The organism is Acinetobacter ursingii DSM 16037 = CIP 107286 (genome assembly GCF_000368825.1).
GTDB lineage: Bacteria > Pseudomonadota > Gammaproteobacteria > Pseudomonadales > Moraxellaceae > Acinetobacter > Acinetobacter ursingii.
On record NZ_KB849717.1, the window covers coordinates 562,328 to 584,018 of the forward strand.

The following is a 21,691-nucleotide window of genomic DNA, read 5'->3' on the forward strand; positions in this document are numbered from 1 at the left end:
TGTTTAACCTGTCACAGTTTCTTTATGCGTTTTCTGGATACGAAGCTGATCATAGGACTGTGCTTCACTTTCATGAATCGGAACCACATAGGGTTCAATGGCCTTTTTAAAACTCACCATATTGCCTTGTTCATCTTTTTTCAAATGGGCATGACAAAACCAGTTTTCGTTGTTTTTTTCGGGAAAATCTGCACGGTAGTGGTATAACCCCCAACGACTTTCAGTCCGAAAGAGTGATGCTCTAGCTGCCATTTCAGCGCAGTCCCGAATCACAGATACCTCTGCGGCGCGCATCAACTCATGTGGGTTGTGGACCGCAATCTGCAAAATATCCTGCTTGATTTCTTCAAAACGGCGCAAACCGATTTCCATCTTTTGTCGTGTTTTGGGCGGCTGTAAATAATCATTCACAAAGCGACGTAATTTATACTCGACCTGTTCAGGTGATAACCCTTCCTGACGAGATAACGGCGCATAGATTCTGGCTTTTTCCTGTTCAATCTCCGCCTGATTTAGCTTGCTGTCTTCGACATCCATCACGTATTGCGCGGCATTGACTCCAGCAAACCAACCATAGGTAAATGCACCTAACATATAATTATGCGGTACAGCGGCCATATCACCCGCACTATATAAGCCTTTGACCGAAGTTTCCGCTTTCTCGTTCACCCATACGCCGGATGCACTGTGCCCACTACAAAAACCAATCTCGGAAATATGCATCTCGACCATATCTTGACGATAATTTGTGCCTCGCCCTTGATGAAAACGCCCTCGGCTCGGACGCTCATTGCTATGTAAAATCTCCTCAATCGTCTGGATAGTCTCTTCGGCCAGATGATCAACTTTAAGGAATACAGGACCATTACCACTTTCAAGTTCCTGATAAAATTCCCACATCATCTGTCCGCTCCAGTAATCACACTCAATAAAGCGTTCACCTTTACTATTGGCGGTGTAACCGCCTAGTGGTCCAGTAACATAAGCACAGGCAGGACCGTTATAATCCTTAATCAGTGGATTAATCTGAAAGCATTCCAGATTGGATAATTCCGCACCAGCATGATAAGCCATGGCATAACCATCACCTGCATTGGTCGGGTTCTCATAGGTACCCATGAGATAGCCTGATGCTGGTAACCCCAGACGACCTGCGGCACCGCAGCATAAAATGGCAGCTTTGGTTTTGATCACATAAAACTCACCAGTACGACAGTCAAAACCGAGTACACCATTAATCGCCCCCTGTTCATTCTTCAACAGCTTGGTAGTGACAATACGATTATTAATTTTTACCTGCGCACGCTTGAGCTGGCGATACAACACTTTCTTTACATCATGCCCTTCAGGCATCGGTAATACATATGCCCCCATGTGGTGGACTTTTTTAACTGCAAACTCGCCAGTTTCATCTTTCTCAAACTTAATCCCCCATTCATTCAGTTGCTGAATAGTTTTAAAACTATGTTGAGCATAGGCATAAATCGTGGTCTGGTTGACGACACCATCATTGGCAATGGTAATTTCCTTGGTATATTGTTCTGGCGTGGCATAACCGGGAATGATGGCATTATTCAGACCATCCATGCCCATTGAGATTGCACCACTGCGTTTTACATTGGCCTTCTCAATCAGCAAGACATTAAGAGCAGGATTTTCCTTTTTGGCTTTAATCGCCGCCATAGGTCCAGCCGTTCCTCCACCAATCACCACGATGTCAAATTCCAGATATTTAGTTTCCAGACTTGAATAGTCGGTCTGGACATGATTCGTTTGAGATTCCATATCTCTCTCCAAAATGACAAAGCCTGTGATCATTCCAAAAGCGTTGTCATCACTTAAAATATGTTTGTAAATAAAAGTTCGGAATGGATTGATCCGACATTCTTCCTAACGATAAATACGTAACTGGTACTGAAAACTTTCCCCTGAAAAATACAAAAACTCATAATCCAGCGGATGGTTTTGGGCATCATGAGTCAGGCGTTCAACCCTTAAGATTGGTGTATGCACATCGATTGACAGGAGTTCAGCCAACTCGTCGTCGGCAGTAATCGCATCGATATTGAGATCGGCATAACCCAGTGGAATCTGTAAATCCTCTTCCAGAGATTTGAAAATATCCGTGCTGCGCAAATCTACCTGTTGCTCGAATAATTTTTTGCCGATGACTTCGGGTAAATAAGTCAGTTCATAAGACACTGGTTCGTTGTTTAATAGACGAACTCGTTTGATTTCAGTGACTTCACTACTGACAGGCAACTTAAGCTTTGCCGCAACTTTTAAAGGTGCCGACACAAACTTTACCGATAACACCTCATTGATAATATGATGTCCCGAATGGGACATTGCCTCGGCAAAGCCCTGTAATTGGCTAATGTTTTGATAGGCTTTGGGTTTACTAACGAATGTCCCCTTGCCATGAACCTTAAAGATCACGCTCTCTTGCGACAGCTTGTGCAATGCCTGTCTGACCGTGATCCGACTGACACCAAACTGCTCCGACAACTCATGCTCGGAAGGGAGCTGTGCCAAAGGCTGATAGGTGCCATCCAGAATATGCGCCAACAACTGCTCTTTGACTTGCTCATACAACGGTCGCTGGCTATGGGGCTTGCCGACTTGTTCTATCATGTTGCTCAACTTGTTATAACAACTTGGTTAAATAATAAGTTGAATTTTTTTCTGCTTAAAATAAGGATTCCTCATATACTTAGTTAAAAAGTAAAAATAAATATTAACTAAGAAAAAAATAAGAATTAATGATATGATTTTTATAGATTATTAAAATTTTTATCAGATTTAATGCAATCAATATCAAAATAAAACATAAAGAGGATCCTAGTTTTAAATAGCTCGACTTGTATTAGTTTAATTTCAATAAAATATCTAAAATATTCTAAGTGGATCTGAGAATTTATTAGACTTCTTTCATCATGGTTTAAACCCTCTTTATTTTTCCTATAAGGAGAAATAAAAGGAACTGATGAAAGAAATCTACTCATCAATCAGCAAAAAAGATTAAAAACCTGAGCATAGGATTAGCTTGATTCATTTAAAAGGATCAACATTTTATTTTTCATATTTCATATATAGAAATTATATTTACTTATTTTTAAGAATAAAGAATTAGGCATAGCATATCATTAATACCTATGATGATTAGCGATAAGGATGTTTGTTTCATGAATGCCAAAATCAACACACCAGACCATTTACCATCTTCTGAGAAAGTATCTTCAGCGCATATCCTTCAACAGGCGCAACAATATGCAAAACAACACGAGCTTAACTTTACCGGCAGTGTCTCTCCCGTAGATGCATGGCATTTAATTCAACAGGGACAGGCCGTTCTGGTTGACGTTCGCACCAATGAAGAACGTAAATTTGTCGGCTATGTTCCAGAAAGTGTGCATGTCGCTTGGGCAACGGGTACTGCTTTTAACCGAAATCCGCGCTTCTTAAAAGAGCTTGAAAATAAGGTCGGTAAAGATAAAACCATACTATTACTTTGTCGTAGTGGCAAACGTTCGGCGCTTGCAGCAGAAGCAGCATTTCATGCAGGTTTTCAGCACATTTATAATATTTTAGAAGGGTTTGAAGGTGATCTGAACGAACAGCAACAGCGTAATAGTCATAATGGTTGGCGCACGCACCAACTGCCATGGCAACAGGATTAACTCAGCATTTATACAGCCAATCATCTCAATCACTCAATCAAGGAATCAATGTGGCCAAATGGGATATCTCTCCTGTTGTACAAGGTTTACAACAGGCGCGTCATGAGTGGCGTGAACGTCAAAATCGGATCAAGGAAATCGGGGGGCGTGAGTTACCATCCAAAGAGATTTTAAAATCAATTCTTGAGGATTTGTGTGGCATTCTTTTTCCAATGCGTCTAGGGCCAGCAGATTTACGTCAGGAAACTGAGGATTATTATATCTCTTATACCTTAGACCGTGTTTTGAATGGGTTATATGCTCAAGTAAAACTGGCCTTGGACTATGAGTTAAAAACCAAATCCAGACCTTCATCCAGACACAGTGACGGGCATGATCAGGTAGAAATCAGCCAAAAAGCAGAAATTATTGTTCAGGATTTTGCCAATACCTTGCCACAAATACGGCGCTTACTGGATGCAGATGTTTGCGCCGCCTATGAAGGCGATCCGGCTGCACATAGTGTAGATGAAGTCTTGCTGTGTTATCCGGGTATATTGGCGATTATACATCATCGTCTGGCTCATCAGCTCTATCCGCATGTTCCTCTGTTATCAAGAATTATTTCCGAGCTGGCACACTCTGCTACGGGTATTGATATTCATCCGGGGGCAAGCATTGGTTCAGGTTTCTTCATTGATCATGGCACTGGTATTGTCATTGGAGAAACGTGCGTTATTGGTCAGAATGTCAGAATTTATCAAGCAGTCACTTTAGGCGCTAAACGTTTTGAAACAGATGCAGATGGGACGCTAAAAAAAGATTATCAACGTCATCCGATTGTGGAAGATCAAGTGGTGATTTATGCAGGTGCAACGATACTGGGCAGAATCACGATTGGTCGAGGATCGGTTATTGGCGGAAATGTCTGGCTGACACATAGCGTACCCGCTGGTAGTCAGATTTTACAATCGCCTTCTGAATCACATCACCAGCAAAAAACAGCTTAACATCCAATTGATTTTTAAAATATGAAGTTTTTAATTAATAACATGGGTTGTAAAGAAAATTAAATCTCTTTTTTATAATATTTTCTCATAAATATATATTTATGAGGAATAAGTGAAATATTAGTAGGAGGTTATATTAATTTATTATTTTTAAAAACTTATAAAGCAACTTAGTCTGCGAAAAGAAATAAAAGCTCAACATTTAACGATTTACCTTATTAATAACATGACTGTCATATTAGGAAACCTTATCCATGACAAAAAACACCGACAAAGCGCAACTTGCACTTGGGGATCATGCAGCTAGACAGCTCGCAAATGCCACTAAAACTGTTCCCCAACTTTCAACAATTACACCACGCTGGTTGACTCATCTCCTACAATGGATTCCTGTTGAGGCAGGTATCTATCGGGTCAACAGGGTCAGTAACACCGATGATATTCAGGTTGCCTGTACACAACGCGATGAAGCCACCCTCCCACAGACCTTTGTCGATTATGACCCTCAGCCAAGAGAATATTTTCTGAATGGTGTTTCTACTGTTCTGGATATTCATACCCGTGTCGCTGATCTTTATAGTAGTCCGCATGACCAGATTAAAGAACAACTGCGTTTAACGATTGAAACCATTAAAGAACGTCAAGAAAGCGAATTGATCAATAACCCTGAATACGGTTTATTGGCCAGTGTTTCAGATGAACAACGTATTTCAACACTGAATGGTCCCCCTACACCAGATGATCTGGATGATTTGCTGCGTAAAGTATGGAAAGAACCTGGATTCTTCCTTGCGCACCCAGATGCAATTGCAGCATTTGGTCGTGAATGTACCCGCCGTGGTGTACCACCACCAACCGTCAGCCTGTTTGGTTCACAGTTCATCACATGGCGCGGGATTCCACTGATTCCTTCAAATAAAATCCCAGTTGAAGATGGTAAAACCAAAATTTTACTGCTTAGGGTGGGGGAAAAACGTCAAGGGATTGTGGGACTATTTCAGCCGGGTCTTGCAGGCGAACAATCCCCTGGCTTGTCCGTTCGCTTTATGGGAATTAACCGTAATGCGATTGCATCCTATCTGATTTCTCTGTACTGCTCACTTGCAGTATTAACCGAAGATGCTTTGGCTGTATTGGATGATGTGGAGGTCGATAAATATCATGACTACCCAGTTAACTACAAATAATATTGCGGGTAGTCCAAACAGTGAAGTGGCTGGAATCTCACCTCCAGCCCACTTTCCTGATGAAGCCACCCTTTCACGTCTGGCAAGCGAATTTTTTGCCGCATTGCCAAGTTCTGGTGGTCACTCATCAGGTCTTAATCTGGACTTGCCCAATGTCGGTACGCCACCCCATGCGCCGCAGCCCATTGAACCTGTGGCAGCATTGAGTGGACGTGCACCTAATATTGCTTACCAGAAAAGCCTGAATCCAGAATATCCTGAACATATCCCTAATTATCCGGATTATCCTGAACGGCGTGCGATCGCCTCTTCTCCTGTGATTGGAGGAGCTCATTTACCACGTCCACCGATTGAACCTCATTTTCCACAAGTGATTCATCAGGAGCCAAATGTCCCTTTGCTAAGCCCAAGTGTGCCATCCAACAGTGAATCCTCTCCTTTTTATTTTTTAAATGATTTTTCTGCCCCAACCACCTCGAGTTCAGATTTTGATGTGGCAAGTCATACCACACCACAATCATTTCAGTTACCCCAAGGGGAAACACTCAACGCGCTGTTACGAGAGGACAATTCAAAGGTTGCAGCGGCAAATCAACCACATACGCCGTCATCAGGATTTTACTTTCTTGATATTCCCAAAGTTGATCAGCCCTATCAAAACTATGTGCCCTCTCAATCCACATTTCTGACCAACAGTGCTCAACCCCTCGATGTACAAGCGATACGCCGAGATTTCCCGATTCTTCAGGAACGGGTGAATGGGCGGCCTCTGGTCTGGTTTGATAATGCAGCCACGACTCAAAAGCCACAAGCAGTGATTGATCGGATTGCTTATTTTTATCAGCATGAAAATTCTAACATCCATCGCGCGGCGCATGAACTTGCGGCACGTGCAACAGATGCCTATGAACATGCCCGTAATGTCGTTGCCAGATTTATTGGCGCATCGTCTTCCAAGGAAATCATTTTTGTTCGTGGAACCACGGAAGGCATTAATTTAATTGCCAAAACCTGGGGTGAACAAAATATTGGTGAAGGTGATGAAATCATTGTGTCGCATCTGGAACACCATGCCAATATTGTGCCCTGGTATCAACTCACCAAAAAGACTGGAGCCAAATTACGGGTGATTCCTGTTGATGATAGCGGTCAGATCCGGCTTGAGGAATTACCTAAACTCATCAATGAACATACCAAGATCATCTCCATCACACAAGTTTCCAATGCCTTGGGAACAGTCACACCTGTTGCTGAAGTCATTAAAATTGCGCACAGCAAAGGGGTTCGTGTATTGGTCGATGGCGCACAGTCCGTTTCACATATGCCAACCAATGTTCAAGCCATTGATGCTGACTTCTTTGTATTTTCAGGTCATAAGGTATTTGGACCAACAGGCATTGGCGTTGTTTATGCCAAGCCTGAAATTCTGGAGAGCATGCCCGTCTGGGAAGGCGGTGGCAATATGATTGAAGATGTGACTTTTGAACAAGTGATCTATCAACCTGCGCCAAATAAGTTTGAAGCGGGTACAGGTAATATTGCAGATGCGGTGGGTCTTGGAGCTGCACTTGAGTATGTAGAACGCATTGGCATTCAGAACATTGCCCGTTACGAGCATGATTTACTTGAATATGGTCAACATGCCTTGAGTAGCGTAACTGGTTTAAGCCCTATTGGAACAGCAAAAAACAAGGCCAGCGTGATGTCCTTTGTTCTGGATGGGTATTCTACGGAACAAGTGGGCAAAGCCCTGAATCAGCATGGCATCGCTGTGCGTTCTGGACATCACTGTGCACAGCCTATTCTACGCCGTTTTGGGGTTGAACAAACGGTACGTCCATCGCTGGCTTTTTATAACACCACTGAAGAAATTGACTTAATGATCTCGGTTTTACATCAGCTCAGTCGAAATAAACGTGGTTACTAAATCTATAAGAGTTATAAGAAAAAAGCTGCTTTTGCAGCTTTTTTCTTAACCTGAATTCTGCTTAGCGTCATCAGTTTTTGTGGCTCACTCAACTGATTGCTCTTGCCCTTTTCATATCAATTTTTTATCTGTAATTCAAATTACAAGAGATGATGGATAAGAGTGAATTATCAAGAGCTGACTAACATCGAATAGTGTGTATTTACGCAGGATTTGTATAGACAATAACGTGTTTTAGGAAAGTCAATAATAAATATCTTCGCCAGAATAACAGCCACAATAAAAAAGGTCACAAATAAAATTTGTGACCTTTTTCAACGAACTCAAATTTGAGTAAGTTTAAGTTATCGTTGAGCGGTTTACATCATGCCGCCCATACCACCCATGCCGCCCATATCTGGCATAGCTGGTTTGTCTTCTGGGATATCAGTAATCATCGCTTCAGTAGTCAACATTAAACCTGCAACAGAAGCTGCATGCTCAAGTGCAGAACGTGTTACTTTCGCTGGATCAAGAATACCCATTTCAAGCATGTCGCCATATACACCTGTCGCAGCGTTGTAACCATAGTTACCTTCGCCCGCTTTCACAGCATTGATCACGACTGAAGGTTCATCACCCGCGTTTGATACGATTTGACGAAGTGGTGCTTCGATTGCACGGCGTAAAATATTGATACCCACAGTTTGGTCATCATTGGCGCCTGTTAAACCGTCGAGTGCATTTACAGCACGTACCAGTGCAACACCACCACCAGCAACCACACCTTCTTCAACCGCAGCACGCGTTGCATGAAGCGCATCGTCAACACGGTCTTTCTTCTCTTTCATTTCAACTTCAGTTGCTGCACCAATTTTGATGACTGCAACACCGCCTGCTAATTTAGCAACGCGCTCTTGAAGTTTTTCTTTGTCGTATTCAGAGGTTGACTCTTCGATTTGAGCACGGATCTGTTGAACACGCTCAGCAATCGCATTGGCATCACCAGCACCATCGACAATCACTGTATTTTCTTTAGAAACTGTGATTTTATGCGCTGTACCTAAATCTTGAAGAGAAGCTTGTTCAAGTGACATGCCTACTTCTTCTGAAATCACTGTTGCGCCAGTCAAGATCGCGATGTCTTGAAGCATTGCTTTACGACGATCACCAAAACCAGGTGCTTTAACTGCACATACTTTGATGATACCGCGCATGTTGTTCACAACAAGTGTAGCAAGCGCTTCGCCTTCAACATCTTCAGCAATAATAAGAAGTGGCTTACCAGTTTTTGCAACCGCTTCTAAAACTGTAATCAATTCACGAATATTGCTGATTTTTTTATCAACCAACAAAATGAACGGATTTTCAAGTTCAGCAGTTAAAGTATCTTGCTTGTTTGCGAAATATGGTGAGATATAACCGCGGTCAAACTGCATACCTTCTACAACATCAAGCGCATCTTCAAAGCCTGAACCTTCTTCAACGGTAATCACGCCTTCTTTACCCACGCGTTCCATGGCTTGAGCGATCAATTTACCCACAGTTTCGTCAGAGTTTGCAGAAATTGAACCGACTTGCTCAATCGCTTTAAAGTCATCAGCAGGTTTCGCTGTTGCACGAATGTTTTCTACAGCTGCTTTAACCGCGATATCTATACCACGTTTAAGATCCATTGGGTTCATACCAGCAGTGACTGATTTAATCCCTTCATTTAAAATAGCTTGAGCAAGTACAGTCGCAGTCGTAGTACCATCACCCGCAATATCATTGGTCTTGCTTGATACTTCACGTACAAGCTGCGCACCCATGTTTTCAAACTTATCTTTTAGCGTGATTTCTTTGGCAACCGTCACACCATCTTTAGTGATATGCGGTGCACCAAAAGAACGATCAATCACGACATTACGACCTTTAGGGCCTAAAGTCACTTTCACTGCATCTGCAAGAACATTGACACCTGCGATCATTTTTGAACGCGCTGAATCACCGAATTTAACGTCTTTAGCTGACATTATTTACTCCAAATTTTATATATGCTTGATCTGATTTATCAATGAGTTAAGTAAAAATTTAGCCTTCAAGTACAGCTAAAATGTCAGATTCTTTCATAATTAAGAATTCATCACCATTTACTTTGACAGTAGTACCTGCATAAGTACCAAATAACACTTTATCACCCACTTTAACGTCTAGTGCACGAACGCCGTTGTCGGTGATTTGACCATTACCAACTGCAATTACTTCACCTTGAGCAGGCTTTTCAGCAGCAGAACCTGGCAATAAAATTCCGCCAGCCGTTTTTGTTTCTTCTTCAACACGACGAATTACTACACGGTCATGTAATGGACGAATGTTGCTCATAAATAACTCCATCAGACTAAGTCTATGATTTGATAAATGATGCTTACCATGATTATTGCTTTAGCAAGCACCAAAATGAATTTGATGACACTTTTGTGGGGATGGAAAAAAACGCTTCAAGGGGAAAAATCAAAAAAAATGCTATTTTTTGTGTCTTTTTTAAACACTCAAACACTTTGCTTGTTTTTAGCTTCAGATTAATTGTGCAAAACAAAGGATTTTGTCCTTTCATCGAACCAAAAGTGCTGAATCAGTCCATCATTTGAAATTGTATTAAAACTATTCGGCAAGCCTTTATGTAAACGATAAGAGGTCGCTGTACCCGCATGAATATCATAAACAGGATGATCAATTTTCAAATTATAGATTTGAGTTAAGTTATAGACCGCAGTTTTATGTAAATGCCCATGCAATACCCCAAATAGACCACTTCGACTCCAATTCTCAAGTGCCATTCTTCCTAGTACTGGACAATCTTTTATTCCATGTGGATCATCTGGAGAAGTATAAAAAGGTTGATGTAATACCACCAGTTTCAACTTATCATCAGGCGCGTGTTTTAAGGTTTCATTGGTTCTCTGAATTTGCTCCAGTGAAATATATCCCCGCGTATGGTAACGCCGACGAATACTATTCACTCCAACAATAAAAAAATGTTCAGTTTGCAAAGTTGGCTCTAATTCACCAAAAAAGAACTGATAACGTGCAAATGGAGAAAAAAAACGATTCCATAAATTATACAAAGAAATATCATGATTCCCTGGCACCACAATATAGGGAATTTTAAGAGAATCCAAAAACTGCCGACAATTGTAAAACTGAATAAATTTTGCACGTTGGGTTAAGTCCCCACTCACCACAATCAGTTCAGGTTGATGTTCCTGACAAAATTTTTCGATTGCAATCAGACATTCTGGCTTTTCCGTACCAAAATGCAAATCAGACAGATGAAGTAGCATCGACAGGCACCATGATACTTAATGCATTTTTTGCCACAGCAAGTGTCAAAGGCGTCTTCAACTCTTCGATTTCGCCATCTACAGCAACCGTTAAAGTTTTACTTTTTGAATCAACCACTACCTGATCAGCAGCAAAACTATAGACATCTTTGGCATGTTCGAGATCCCCTTTGATCAATTGAAATAACATGCGAAATAAACTCAATTTATCGCTTTTGGCGACCACAATACCTGCCACATGACCTTCTTCAGCACATTCAGCAATATTTAGATTCATTTCTTGTAATTGCAATTTATTATTGCCAAAAAAGACCAGCGATGTTTTAACAGGATAAACTTGCCCATCAACAGTTAATGAAAGTTTTAATTCTTTATGATCACGAATTAAGACATCAAGCCCCGATGTATATGCATTTAAAGTATGTCGACCCAAACGTTGATTATATTGCTCTCGTTTTTGAATAAATAAAGGATAGAGACCCAAGCTGGCATTATTTAAATAAATTCTGTCGTTGATCGTTCCCAAGTGAACATTTTTAGGTGTTCCCGTTGCAATCACCTCAGCCGCTTGAAGCAAATCTTGGGGGATATTTAAAACGCGCGCCACATAGTTAAACGTGCCTAAAGGCAAAATCCCCATCGGAATATCTGTGTATTTGAGCTTAGAAGCCACTGCATTTAATGTCCCATCCCCACCTGCTGCAACCACCACACCATGATCATCGCCATGATGACGCACAAGAACTTGCTGCATAAAATCGTCGAAATTATCCTCAACACTCAATTCAAAGACCTGAATCTCAAAATCATGCTGCGTAAAAATCGTCATGATTTGCTCATATACGCCTTCTTTATTGGATGCATGGAATCCAGATTTTTCATTATAAATAAGGGATAAAGGTCGAAGTGTTGGCATATTTATCGTTCTAAGCTGATGATTTATCCTATTTTTGTCCAAGAATTAGACAAATAAAATACGCTTTATGTAAAATTTAAATGATGATCATTTATTTAATCGATAATTGTTCTCAAATTTATTTTAGAATCAAGACTTTGTTTTTTATAAACATTTAATTAAAAAATAACATATATTACATATCTTAATACATATATTTAATGCCTCATAATTATATTAAATTAATGATTTATATAGAGTTAAACTATTTTTCGACCTACTACTCTAATTTAGTCTTTAGTCTTATTTTTTTTGTCATTTTATGCTTTAATAGCGCCACTTTTTTTTACTTCATCTACTTGCTGTATCTCAGCATTTAGATTTGTACTTTAGTACGTTTTTTAAATAGGCCTCACCATGACCCAAGTGAACGCACCAGAATTCGTTCGTCATCCTAAGCTTATTGCATGGGTTGAAGAAATTGCAAAATTAACCAAACCTGCAAAAATCGAGTGGTGTGACGGTAGCGAAGAAGAATATCAACGTCTGATTGACTTGATGATCGCCAACGGCACAATGCAAACACTCAACCAAGAAAAACATCCAGGTTCTTATCTTGCAAACTCTGACCCTTCTGACGTTGCGCGTGTTGAAGACCGTACGTTCATCTGTTCTGAAAAACAGGAAGATGCGGGTGCGACAAACAACTGGGAAGCGCCAGCAGCGATGCGCGCAAAACTCAACGGTTTGTTTGATGGCGCAATGCAAGGTCGTACCATGTATGTGGTTCCATTCTCAATGGGTCCTTTGGGCAGCCACATTGCACAGATTGGTATCGAATTAACTGATTCTCCATACGTTGCTGTCAGCATGCGTAAAATGGCTCGCATGGGCAAAGCGGTTTATGACGTTCTTGGCACCGATGGCGAATTTGTACCCTGTGTTCACACAGTTGGTGCGCCTCTTGCTGAAGGCGAAAAAGATGTTGCATGGCCATGCAATCCTGAAAAATATATTGTTCACTACCCAGAAACGCGTGAAATCTGGTCTTACGGTTCAGGTTACGGCGGCAACGCATTACTCGGTAAAAAATGTTTAGCCCTTCGTATCGCTTCTGCAATGGGTCGCGAACAAGGCTGGCTCGCTGAACACATGCTGATTTTAGGTGTCACTAACCCACAAGGTGAAAAGCACTACATCGCAGCAGCATTCCCATCTGCTTGTGGTAAAACCAACTTTGCAATGTTGATTCCACCAGTAGGCTATGAAGGCTGGAAAATTGAAACTGTTGGTGATGATATCGCTTGGATCAAACCAGGTGAAGATGGTCGTCTGTATGCAATCAACCCTGAAGCTGGTTTCTTCGGTGTTGCGCCTGGTACAAACACCAAAACCAACCCGAACTGTATGGCAACCCTACACAAAGACGTAATTTATACTAACGTTGCTGTGACTGATAACGGTGAAGTATGGTGGGAAGGTCTATCTAAAGAAGTTCCAGCAAACTTGACCAACTGGAAAGGTCAACCTCATGTAAATGGTGAAAAAGCAGCACATCCAAATGCACGTTTTACTGTTTCAGCAGGCCAATGTCCTTCTATTGATGCTGACTGGGAAAATCCAGCAGGTGTTCCAATTTCTGCATTTATCTTCGGTGGTCGTCGTGCCGATACGGTTCCTTTAGTATCAGAAGCATTTGACTGGGTTGATGGTGTTTATAAAGCAGCAACCATGGGTTCTGAAACTACTGCGGCGGCTGTTGGTCAACAAGGCGTAGTACGTCGTGACCCATTTGCTATGTTGCCGTTTACTGGTTACAACATGGCAGATTACTTCCAACACTGGTTAGAAGTGGGTCAGCAAGTCGGTGAAAAAGCTGAAGCTGCGGGCAATAAATTACCAAAAATCTTCAACGTCAACTGGTTCCGTCGTGATGCTGAAGGTAACTTTGTATGGCCTGGTTTTGGTCAAAATATGCGTGTGCTTGAGTGGATGATTGACCGTGTTGAAGGTCGTGCCAATGCAGTTGAAACACCAATTGGTTATGTTCCAACTTATGACGATCTTAACTGGGCAGGTACAGATTTTTCTAAAGAAGAATTTGATCTGATCACTGCACAAGACAAAGATCAGTGGATTACTGAAATCGAAAGTCACACAGAATTGTTTACCAAACTTGGTGATCGTTTACCACAAGCATTAAAAGAACGCCAAGAAGCGTTATTAAATGCGGTTAAAAACCACTAAATCAGTTAATCGCATCATAAAACAGGCCATTTAAATGGCCTGTTTTATTATGTGCAATATGCTAAGAAATATCGGCAAATAATCTTTAATATACTGATAAATTTTATTTTTTTACAACCAAAGAGAAACAAACAATGAAAAAACTTGTTCTTTGTACTTTGTCTTTACTTGTTCTTTGCAACATCACCCATGCAAATGAGGTAACAGCAAATGAAAAAGCGAAGAATCATTTCGGGGTATGTCTTATTAGTGGTGTTCCATCGCAGCAATATGTGGTCGTTAAACGTGTAAAAGTTGCAAAAGGCACCTATGGAAGTGTTGAAGAACTCTATCCAAAATTAGGCAATGCTGCGCAAAAACTGAATGCCAATGCGATTGTGGATTATAATGCGAGTCAACGTTTTGGCTTTTGGCCATGGCGTATCGTTCGTCCTGTAGCAACAGGAACAGCAGTCAGATGGAATGCACCGAATGTAGATTGTCAAAGTTTAGGCGGTAAGGAAATCTAAACGTCGATCAATTGTTTTATAGCTGCATAAATTGACTTTATGTAGCTTTTATTGATATTAAGCAATCTTGCTGTGCTGATGACCTAGAACGCTTTGAAGATAATCATCCAATAATGTCATATCAGCTTTACCAAATTTTAATCCCAGTTTACTACGCCGCCATAGAATATCATCTACTGATTGTGCCCATTCCACTTTGGTCAAGTAATCGACTTCAAGTTGATAGAGCCCGTGCCCAAAATATATGCCAAAGTCCTCCAAAGTATAGACTTCTCTGAGCAACTGCCAGACACGAGTGCCATAACTACTCGCCCAACGTGTCGCAATTTCGATTGGAATATGTTTAATTCTGAGCTGAATCCCTCGTATTAACCCATCTAAACTTTTAAAATACTCCCCTCCTGGTAATGGCTCATATTCAGTCCACGCAGTCTGTAACTCAGGGAAAAAAGGGGTTAATTCATCCAGTGCAGATTCAGCAAGTTTTCGATAGGTGGTTAACTTACCCCCAAATACCGATAGCAACGGCACCGTCTCATTCAGCATCGTCATTGCCAAAGTATAATCTCGGGTCACTGCTGAGGGTTGATCTGACTCATCATCACATAAGGGTCGAACCCCAGAATAAGTTTCGATAATATCTGCTTGAGTAATCGTGCGTTCAAAGTGCAAGTTTACCACTGTCAATAAATATTCAATTTCATCCTGTGTGATTGCGACCTGCTGCAAGTCTCCCTGATAAATCCGATCCGTCGTTCCGATCAATGTATATTCATCTAAATAAGGAATGGTAAATACGATACGTCGATCTTCATTTTGTAAAATATAGGCATAGTCTCCCTCATAAAGTTTGGGAATAATCAAATGACTACCCTGAATGTGGCGAATTTTATAAGGAGAATCCAGTTTAAGCGTATCTTTTAGAAAACGTTCAACCCACGGCCCCGCTGCATTGACCAAGGCTTTTGCACGAATTTGATACTGTGTTTGTTGCTGCTTCAAAGTTAATAACCATGTACCATCAATTACTTCTGCGGCAACACACTCAGTTCGAGTTACCAGTTCTGCCCCTTTTTCTCTAGCTTGCATCGCATTTAAAATCACTAAGCGCGCATCATCTACTGCACAATCTGAATATTCAAAGCCCAATACAATATCCTGTTTTAAAGGACTTCGTTGATCCAAGACCAAACGCTTAGATGCAGGTAATTTTTCTCGTTTTCCCAAATAATCATATAGAAATAAGCCAGAACGGATCAACCATGCTGATCGTAAATGTGGACGATGTGGCAAGACAAAACGTAAAGGACGGATAATATGCGGAGCTTTCGCCATAAGAACTTCGCGTTCAGCAAGTGCTTCACGCACCAGACGAAATTCAAAATGCTCTAAATAGCGCAAACCACCATGAATCAATTTACTACTGGCAGATGAGGTATGACTCGCAAAGTCATCTTTTTCACAAAGAAAAACGGAGAGTCCCCGTCCAGCAGCATCATTGGCGATCCCTACCCCATTAATACCACCACCGATCACCGCAATATCATAAAGAGGAAGATCATTAAAATGAGATAACATGTGTGATTCCCCCTTTTTATTATTATCAATCTTTAATCAAGATCATTTGAAATTAGCAAATTTAAACACAAAGTGAAAGCTTTACCCGCCATATACGGTACGTATTTTATTTGCCAAGCTGAATGGTTTTAAAGTTAATACAATTTTATGGTTTGTTTAGGTCCGTAAATGCTTAAAATATAAAAAATACATCTGCATATTTTCAACTACTGACTTAAATACGATTAGAAGGAACAACCTCATGAAAAAAAGCTTATTATTTTTAATTACAGGGAGTGTCATTGTATTAACTGCGTGTCAGAGTACCCCACGTCAATACAACGGCAACACAGGCTATCAGGTTGAAAATAAAACGGCATCTTCTGCAACACTGGCTTATACACTTGCTGGACGCTCTAACCAACAACTTGATGAACGAAAATTACAACGCGCCTGCCAACAAGTTTTAGGCACCACACAAACTTATAAATTATCTATTTTAAGTATTAATGAAATCGCCAATCCTGCGGCAAATCAATCAAGTCAGGATGGATTACAAGTCGGCAACTCACGTATGTCTGTGGGATTAATGGACTCTCCTAGTCTCAACAACAGTGAAGGCTATGCGACACGTCAAGCGTTAGACACTAAACCCAGCACACTTAAAGTTGTACGCTATACCTGCTCATAAGCTTTACTTAATCGCCTCCAAATAAAAAAAACGCTGTAATCTTACAGCGTTTTATAAAAACTCACGTTGCGAAACTCTTTTGCTTCATCCAGATCAGGCCATGTTGTGGCACTACGTTCATCAATCTTCATATATTGAGGATGACTAAAATTTTTGACCCGGCTGTCTGCCACCCACACTTCTGGGGCAAATTTTAAAAATTCATCTAAAAAGAAACGATTAGATTGATCATATAGCACATCGGCAGCAAGTAACACATCCACTTGTTCTGCCTTGTATAAATCATCCAGATATTCAAGCTCAACATCATTAAGCAATGCATTCTCACGACAGGCAGCCAAACTTACTTGGTCGATATCACAACAAATGACTCGCTTAGCCCCTGCCATTTTCGCTGCAATAGCGACAACACCAGAACCTGCACCAAAGTCTAAAACCACTTTATCTTTGACATGCTGTGGCTCTGCCAGCAACCACTGCGCCATCGCCAATCCAGAAGCCCAACAAAAAATCCAGTAAGGTGTGTCATTCCAAATCCGTCGAATCACTTCATCATCCAAACGATCGGATGGAAAGACAGGTGGAATTAACCAAAGTGAAATTGGCGTTTCTGGTAATTGCTGTGGTGATAATTCACACTGAGGAATCACGTGATGAAGCGCCTCAAGCAAATGTTGAGGCGCTTTTGAACACTGAAATGTAGAGTTCATATTAAACTAAAGCTTTTTCAGCCGCTTCAACAGTTTGACGAATCAAAGTCGTAATCGTCATTGGCCCAACACCACCTGGTACAGGCGTATAAGCCGATGCAATATCTTCAATTCCTTGTAATTGGATATCACCTACACCGCCGCCATCACGCGGATGAAAACCCGCATCGACCACGACTGCATCTTGTTTAATCCAGTCTTTTTGGATGAGTTCTGCTTTACCCACAGCACCCACAATAATATCTGCTTGTTTTACGAATTCAGCTAAATTCTGTGTACGTGAATGGCAAATCGTCACAGTCGCATTCGCTTCAAGTAACATCGCCGCCATTGGCTTGCCTAAAATCGCAGAGCGCCCAACCACAACCGCATGTTTACCCGCAATTTCAATGTTGTTTTCTTTTAAAATCGTCATGATCCCAGCAGGTGTAGCTGAACCATAAGCCGCTTCGCCCATGGCCATACGACCATAACCCAAACAAGTCACGCCATCGACATCTTTATTCAAAGAAATCGCATCAAAACAGGCACGCTCATCAATTTGAGCAGGTACTGGATGTTGTAACAAAATCCCGTGTACATCTGGATTGGCATTTAATTTTTCGATTTCAGCCAGAAGTTGCTCAGTGGTGGTTTCCTGTGGCAATTCAATTTTAACTGAATCCATGCCTACACGTTTACAGGCATTACCTTTCATACGTACATAGGTTGCAGATGCACCATCATCTCCGACCAAAATGGTAGCCAAAATTGGGGTACGACCTGATTTTGCTTTTAACGCTTCTACACGTGTAAGCAAGTCAGCTTCAATTTGTTTTGCCAATGCACGACCATCAAGAACCAATGCCACAGCACATCTCCAAAGTAGATATGAATTCGATTTTGCAAATGATACATGATAATTGAGTCAATTTTATTTTAGATGTTGTTTTTCTGTGCATATTCGCTGAAATCACTATTGTTTTTTTTCTGAAGCTTGCTAATATGTGCATCACCAAATGATGGCGGGGTGGCAGAGTGGTCATGCAGCGGACTGCAACTCCGTGTACGCCGGTTCGATTCCGACCTCCGCCTCCAAATTTGGTAAAAAGCCCGGGTGGTGAAATAGGTAGACACAGGGGATTTAAAATCCCCCGCCCACAAAGCGTGCCGGTTCGAGTCCGGCCCCGGGCACCATTTTAAATCAGTTAAAATGGTGCCAATAAAGAATCCAGCATAAGCTGGTTTTTTTATGTCTAAATGATCCTTTTTACCAATATTTAAACCAAAGCCATAATCTATTCAAACACCGACTCGCAGTATCAGGTGCAAAAAACCCCATCAATGTACACGTCAAACTGATGACTAAAATAATCGTTGAAGAACTAAAGCCTGTATCTAAGTATTTCGCCATAGATAGTGCAATCAGAAACCCGAAAACCAAACCTAATAATCCATAACATCCTGCGAATACAAATCGATCCGTCAAAGTCCACTGCTCCATTCTTTTTTTCATTATTATCACCCAATTAAAATATTTCGTATTGTTTTAAAGCGATGTTATCTTAAATAGCATTTGATTTTAAATTAACAATTTACTCCAGAAAAGCTGCCGTCATCTATGCCTAAAACTTTTGTACTCGCCCCAGATTCGTTTAAAGAAAGTATGACTGCACTTGAAGCTTGTCAAGCGATGCAAAGTGGGCTGCAAAAGGTATTTCCTGATGCTTATTTTATTTTGTACCCTATGGCAGACGGTGGTGAAGGTACAGTCGATACCATAATTAATGCTCAGCATGGACAAAAAATTGATATTGAAGTGATGGGGCCTTTACCTTCACAGCGAATCTCAACTTATTTTGGCTTAATCAATCAAGGCAAAACAGCAATCATTGAGATGGCAAAAGCCAACGGTATTCACCTTCTCTCTTCCGAACAGCGTGACCCTTTACTTACCTCAACTTATGGAACGGGTGAAATGATTCGCTTAGCACTGGATCACGGTGTTTCTCAAATCATTATAGGTTTAGGTGGAAGTGTGACCAATGACGCAGGCATGGGAATGGCGACTGCTTTAGGAGTTAAATTTCTAGACCAAGAGAAACAACCCGTTAGGTTAGGTGGTGGTTATCTCAATGACATTCAGTTCATAGATATTTCTGAAATAGATCAACGCCTGAATAACGTTGAAATTATCATTGCTAGCGACGTGAATAACCCTCTATTAGGACCAAATGGTGCAAGTCATGTATTCGGCCCACAGAAAGGTGCAAGTCCTGAAATAGTTATACAACTTGAATCAAACCTCACTCACTTTGCCAATTTAATTGAAAAGCAGCTCAATATAACAGTTCAAGATATTGCAGGTTCTGGTGCAGCGGGTGGATTAGCTGCTGGGCTTTTGGTGTTTACACAAGCCAAAATCCAGTCTGGCGTAGAAACAGTGATTAATCTGTTAGATATGCAACACACCATACAACAGGCCGATTATGTGTTTACAGGCGAAGGAGGAATTGATTTTCAAACCAAATTTGGAAAAACGCCCATCGGAGTAGCACGTCTTGCGCACACATATGATAAACCCGTTTTTGTTTGTGCAGGCTATATGGGTGAAGGAATCGAAAGTCTGTATGAGGAAGGCATTACTGCAATATTCGGAATACTTGATCAAAGCAGTGATCTCAAAACAGCACTGCAAAATGGCCCCAAAAATCTAAGTCGATGCTGCGAAAATATTGCCAGATTAATTCGCAGCATTGACGCAAGCACATTTAAAAACGAGTAGTTGATTGAAAAAACTACAAATAATTTCAGATATTCTTGCCAATATTGGGCAGTTCATCTATCATTGCCGACATGCCCGGGTGGTGAAATAGGTAGACACAGGGGATTTAAAATCCCCCGCCCACAAAGCGTGCCGGTTCGAGTCCGGCCCCGGGCACCATTTTAAACTGTTGAAATGGTGTAAAATAAAATTTCCAGCATAATGCTGGTTTTTTTATATCTAGTAAGATAATAATCTGATGAAAAAAACTGAACTGTTACCTATTATATTTAGTATCAGCATTAAACATGACGCCCCGTCATGCTCAAGATATTTTTCGAACCAGTAAAAATAAAAAAAAACAGAAGCTCTATTTAAAAAATCGCGCAGTGGCGGCAAATGAATATCTTATTCAAAGTAAAAAAGTTGAAGTAATAAAATAACTCGAAAAGTTCAAGCAAAATTATTCTCAATTTTGGCTACGTCTTTTAGCAACCGCTAAATATAATCATTCACAATTAAAATTAAACGTTGAAGACATTACAGATGTACATCCGAATCAAAGTTGCGACATAAACCAAATGTTGCTAGATTTATTCTTAGCCGATTCCCACACAAGCCAACAGAAATAACCTCAGACTTACAAGAGAAATTACCACTCTCTACTCGCGACCAATTCCTCTAAATCAATCTCAAGGTATCCCGCATCCTGCACCACCATCATCATAGCTTCAGCGATATAATCCGTGGCAGTATCATCAAGGCTTGAATCCAAATCTTCAAAATCAGCTTTCATTTCATTGATTTTCAGTAAAGTTGAATCTGCTAATTGATAAATTTCAGATTCAGTTTTAGGATTAGCTTGAATTTTTCTTGAAAAATCAATTAGGTCTTGCTTTATTTCAGCCACCAAGATTTGAGGATAATAACCATCATCAAACATAGGGAGAAGTAGATCATTTAACATGGATAAAGGCTTAACAACATTAAAAATTCGGTGATGCTTATAACATACCTTCAAATTAAATTCGACTAGTCACTAATCCCAGAGTTCAAAATTTAGTCGATGTTCTTCAAAAATCAACCAACCTGCAAGCAACAATAAGATCGCCATAAAGGCAAATAAGGTATTTGCAGTAAAAATTGCAACAAATAAAAAAAGGATGTCTAAAAGGATAGAAGCAATAAACACCACAAAAATGAATGGATGAAGCTGCATGATCACTTTACTCATCGATAACAACCAATTTATAA

21 protein-coding genes and 3 tRNA genes are annotated in these 21,691 nt (G+C 40.7%); 12 read left to right on the forward strand and 12 right to left on the reverse strand.

Going from position 1 to position 21,691, the window contains the following annotated elements:
• Nucleotides 1-3: 3 nt before the first annotated feature.
• Together F944_RS10210 and F944_RS10215 are read right to left on the reverse strand one after the other, a co-directional pair.
• Entirely contained in the window at nucleotides 4-1,743 is a 1,740-nt protein-coding gene (locus tag F944_RS10210; RefSeq protein ID WP_026039922.1) for a fumarate reductase/succinate dehydrogenase flavoprotein subunit, read from the reverse strand.
• 147 nt (nucleotides 1,744-1,890) lie between these two features.
• The gene (locus tag F944_RS10215; protein ID WP_004990167.1) at nucleotides 1,891-2,634 is read right to left on the reverse strand and encodes a GntR family transcriptional regulator; all 744 of its coding nucleotides are present in this window, start codon (nucleotides 2,632-2,634) and stop codon (nucleotides 1,891-1,893) included.
• A 551-nt stretch (nucleotides 2,635-3,185) separates the two neighbouring features.
• On the opposite strand from F944_RS10215, the gene F944_RS10225 reads away from it, so the two are divergent.
• The 4 genes from F944_RS10225 (at nucleotide 3,186) to F944_RS10240 (ending at nucleotide 7,783) form a co-directional block, all read left to right on the forward strand.
• On the forward strand, nucleotides 3,186-3,680 hold the full coding sequence (locus F944_RS10225) for a rhodanese-like domain-containing protein (RefSeq protein WP_004990168.1): 495 nt from the start codon (nucleotides 3,186-3,188) through the stop codon (nucleotides 3,678-3,680).
• A 50-nt stretch (nucleotides 3,681-3,730) separates the two neighbouring features.
• The gene (gene epsC, locus F944_RS10230) at nucleotides 3,731-4,669 is read left to right on the forward strand and encodes a serine O-acetyltransferase EpsC (RefSeq protein ID WP_010588742.1); all 939 of its coding nucleotides are present in this window, start codon (nucleotides 3,731-3,733) and stop codon (nucleotides 4,667-4,669) included.
• Nucleotides 4,670-4,923: 254 nt separating this feature from the next.
• Nucleotides 4,924-5,856, forward strand: coding sequence for a family 2A encapsulin nanocompartment shell protein (locus F944_RS10235; RefSeq protein ID WP_004990172.1), 933 nt, complete (start codon nucleotides 4,924-4,926; stop codon nucleotides 5,854-5,856).
• The gene (locus tag F944_RS10240; RefSeq protein WP_004990174.1) at nucleotides 5,831-7,783 is read left to right on the forward strand and encodes a family 2A encapsulin nanocompartment cargo protein cysteine desulfurase; all 1,953 of its coding nucleotides are present in this window, start codon (nucleotides 5,831-5,833) and stop codon (nucleotides 7,781-7,783) included. Before F944_RS10235 ends, F944_RS10240 begins: the two co-directional genes overlap by 26 nt.
• A gap of 359 nt (nucleotides 7,784-8,142) precedes the next feature.
• On the opposite strand, the gene groL is transcribed toward F944_RS10240, so the two are convergent.
• Nucleotides 8,143-9,777, reverse strand: a complete 1,635-nt coding sequence (gene groL / locus F944_RS10245) for a chaperonin GroEL (RefSeq protein ID WP_004990175.1) — start codon at nucleotides 9,775-9,777, stop codon at nucleotides 8,143-8,145.
• Between the two features lie 58 nt (nucleotides 9,778-9,835).
• Nucleotides 9,836-10,126, reverse strand: a complete 291-nt coding sequence (gene groES, locus F944_RS10250) for a co-chaperone GroES (RefSeq protein ID WP_004939735.1) — start codon at nucleotides 10,124-10,126, stop codon at nucleotides 9,836-9,838.
• A gap of 48 nt (nucleotides 10,127-10,174) precedes the next feature.
• Here groES and F944_RS16980 point away from each other — a divergent pair, with 48 nt between their 5' ends.
• Entirely contained in the window at nucleotides 10,175-10,327 is a 153-nt protein-coding gene (locus F944_RS16980) for a hypothetical protein (RefSeq protein ID WP_154647390.1), read from the forward strand.
• On the opposite strand, the gene F944_RS10255 is transcribed toward F944_RS16980, so the two are convergent.
• Both F944_RS10255 and F944_RS10260 read right to left on the reverse strand, forming a co-directional pair.
• Nucleotides 10,324-11,085 (reverse strand): metallophosphoesterase family protein, encoded by a 762-nt coding sequence (locus tag F944_RS10255; protein WP_004990178.1) that lies wholly within the window; start codon nucleotides 11,083-11,085, stop codon nucleotides 10,324-10,326. The two genes, F944_RS16980 and F944_RS10255, sit on opposite strands and share 4 nt — an antisense overlap.
• Entirely contained in the window at nucleotides 11,066-12,001 is a 936-nt protein-coding gene (locus tag F944_RS10260; RefSeq protein WP_004990181.1) for a diacylglycerol/lipid kinase family protein, read from the reverse strand. The genes F944_RS10255 and F944_RS10260 overlap by 20 nt, the downstream gene beginning before the upstream one ends.
• A 396-nt stretch (nucleotides 12,002-12,397) precedes the next feature.
• Between F944_RS10260 and F944_RS10265 the strand changes: the two genes are divergently transcribed.
• Complete coding sequence (locus F944_RS10265) at nucleotides 12,398-14,227, forward strand: phosphoenolpyruvate carboxykinase (GTP) (RefSeq protein ID WP_004990187.1); 1,830 nt, start codon at nucleotides 12,398-12,400, stop codon at nucleotides 14,225-14,227.
• A gap of 134 nt (nucleotides 14,228-14,361) precedes the next feature.
• Nucleotides 14,362-14,736: a hypothetical protein gene (locus F944_RS10270; protein ID WP_004990189.1), complete on the forward strand. Its 375-nt coding sequence runs from the start codon at nucleotides 14,362-14,364 to the stop codon at nucleotides 14,734-14,736.
• A 57-nt stretch (nucleotides 14,737-14,793) separates the two neighbouring features.
• Here F944_RS10270 and glpD read toward each other — a convergent pair whose 3' ends face one another.
• Nucleotides 14,794-16,314: a glycerol-3-phosphate dehydrogenase gene (gene glpD / locus F944_RS10275; RefSeq protein ID WP_004990192.1), complete on the reverse strand. Its 1,521-nt coding sequence runs from the start codon at nucleotides 16,312-16,314 to the stop codon at nucleotides 14,794-14,796.
• 241 nt (nucleotides 16,315-16,555) lie between these two features.
• On the opposite strand from glpD, the gene F944_RS10280 reads away from it, so the two are divergent.
• Nucleotides 16,556-16,984: a hypothetical protein gene (locus F944_RS10280; protein ID WP_004990195.1), complete on the forward strand. Its 429-nt coding sequence runs from the start codon at nucleotides 16,556-16,558 to the stop codon at nucleotides 16,982-16,984.
• A 41-nt stretch (nucleotides 16,985-17,025) separates the two neighbouring features.
• Here the strand turns inward: F944_RS10280 and F944_RS10285 are convergent, their stop codons facing one another.
• Nucleotides 17,026-17,694, reverse strand: coding sequence for a class I SAM-dependent methyltransferase (locus tag F944_RS10285; protein WP_004990198.1), 669 nt, complete (start codon nucleotides 17,692-17,694; stop codon nucleotides 17,026-17,028).
• Between the two features lies 1 nt (nucleotide 17,695).
• Entirely contained in the window at nucleotides 17,696-18,544 is an 849-nt protein-coding gene (folD, locus tag F944_RS10290; RefSeq protein ID WP_004990201.1) for a bifunctional methylenetetrahydrofolate dehydrogenase/methenyltetrahydrofolate cyclohydrolase FolD, read from the reverse strand.
• 153 nt (nucleotides 18,545-18,697) lie between these two features.
• On the opposite strand from folD, the gene F944_RS10295 reads away from it, so the two are divergent.
• A tRNA-Cys gene (locus F944_RS10295) sits at nucleotides 18,698-18,771 on the forward strand.
• 13 nt (nucleotides 18,772-18,784) lie between these two features.
• Nucleotides 18,785-18,870: transfer RNA gene (locus F944_RS10300), tRNA-Leu, on the forward strand.
• A gap of 73 nt (nucleotides 18,871-18,943) precedes the next feature.
• Here the strand turns inward: F944_RS10300 and F944_RS10305 are convergent.
• Nucleotides 18,944-19,189 (reverse strand): hypothetical protein, encoded by a 246-nt coding sequence (locus F944_RS10305; protein WP_010588743.1) that lies wholly within the window; start codon nucleotides 19,187-19,189, stop codon nucleotides 18,944-18,946.
• Between the two features lie 105 nt (nucleotides 19,190-19,294).
• Between F944_RS10305 and F944_RS10310 the strand changes: the two genes are divergently transcribed.
• A complete protein-coding gene (locus F944_RS10310) occupies nucleotides 19,295-20,458 on the forward strand; it encodes a glycerate kinase family protein (RefSeq protein ID WP_004990202.1) in 1,164 nt (387 codons plus the stop codon).
• Nucleotides 20,459-20,531: 73 nt separating this feature from the next.
• Nucleotides 20,532-20,617: transfer RNA gene (locus F944_RS10315), tRNA-Leu, on the forward strand.
• Nucleotides 20,618-21,089: 472 nt separating this feature from the next.
• Here the strand turns inward: F944_RS10315 and F944_RS10320 are convergent.
• Nucleotides 21,090-21,404, reverse strand: a complete 315-nt coding sequence (locus F944_RS10320; protein ID WP_004990204.1) for a DUF5713 family protein — start codon at nucleotides 21,402-21,404, stop codon at nucleotides 21,090-21,092.
• A gap of 72 nt (nucleotides 21,405-21,476) precedes the next feature.
• Nucleotides 21,477-21,671: a hypothetical protein gene (locus tag F944_RS10325; RefSeq protein ID WP_010588745.1), complete on the reverse strand. Its 195-nt coding sequence runs from the start codon at nucleotides 21,669-21,671 to the stop codon at nucleotides 21,477-21,479.
• Nucleotides 21,672-21,691 lie beyond the last annotated feature (20 nt).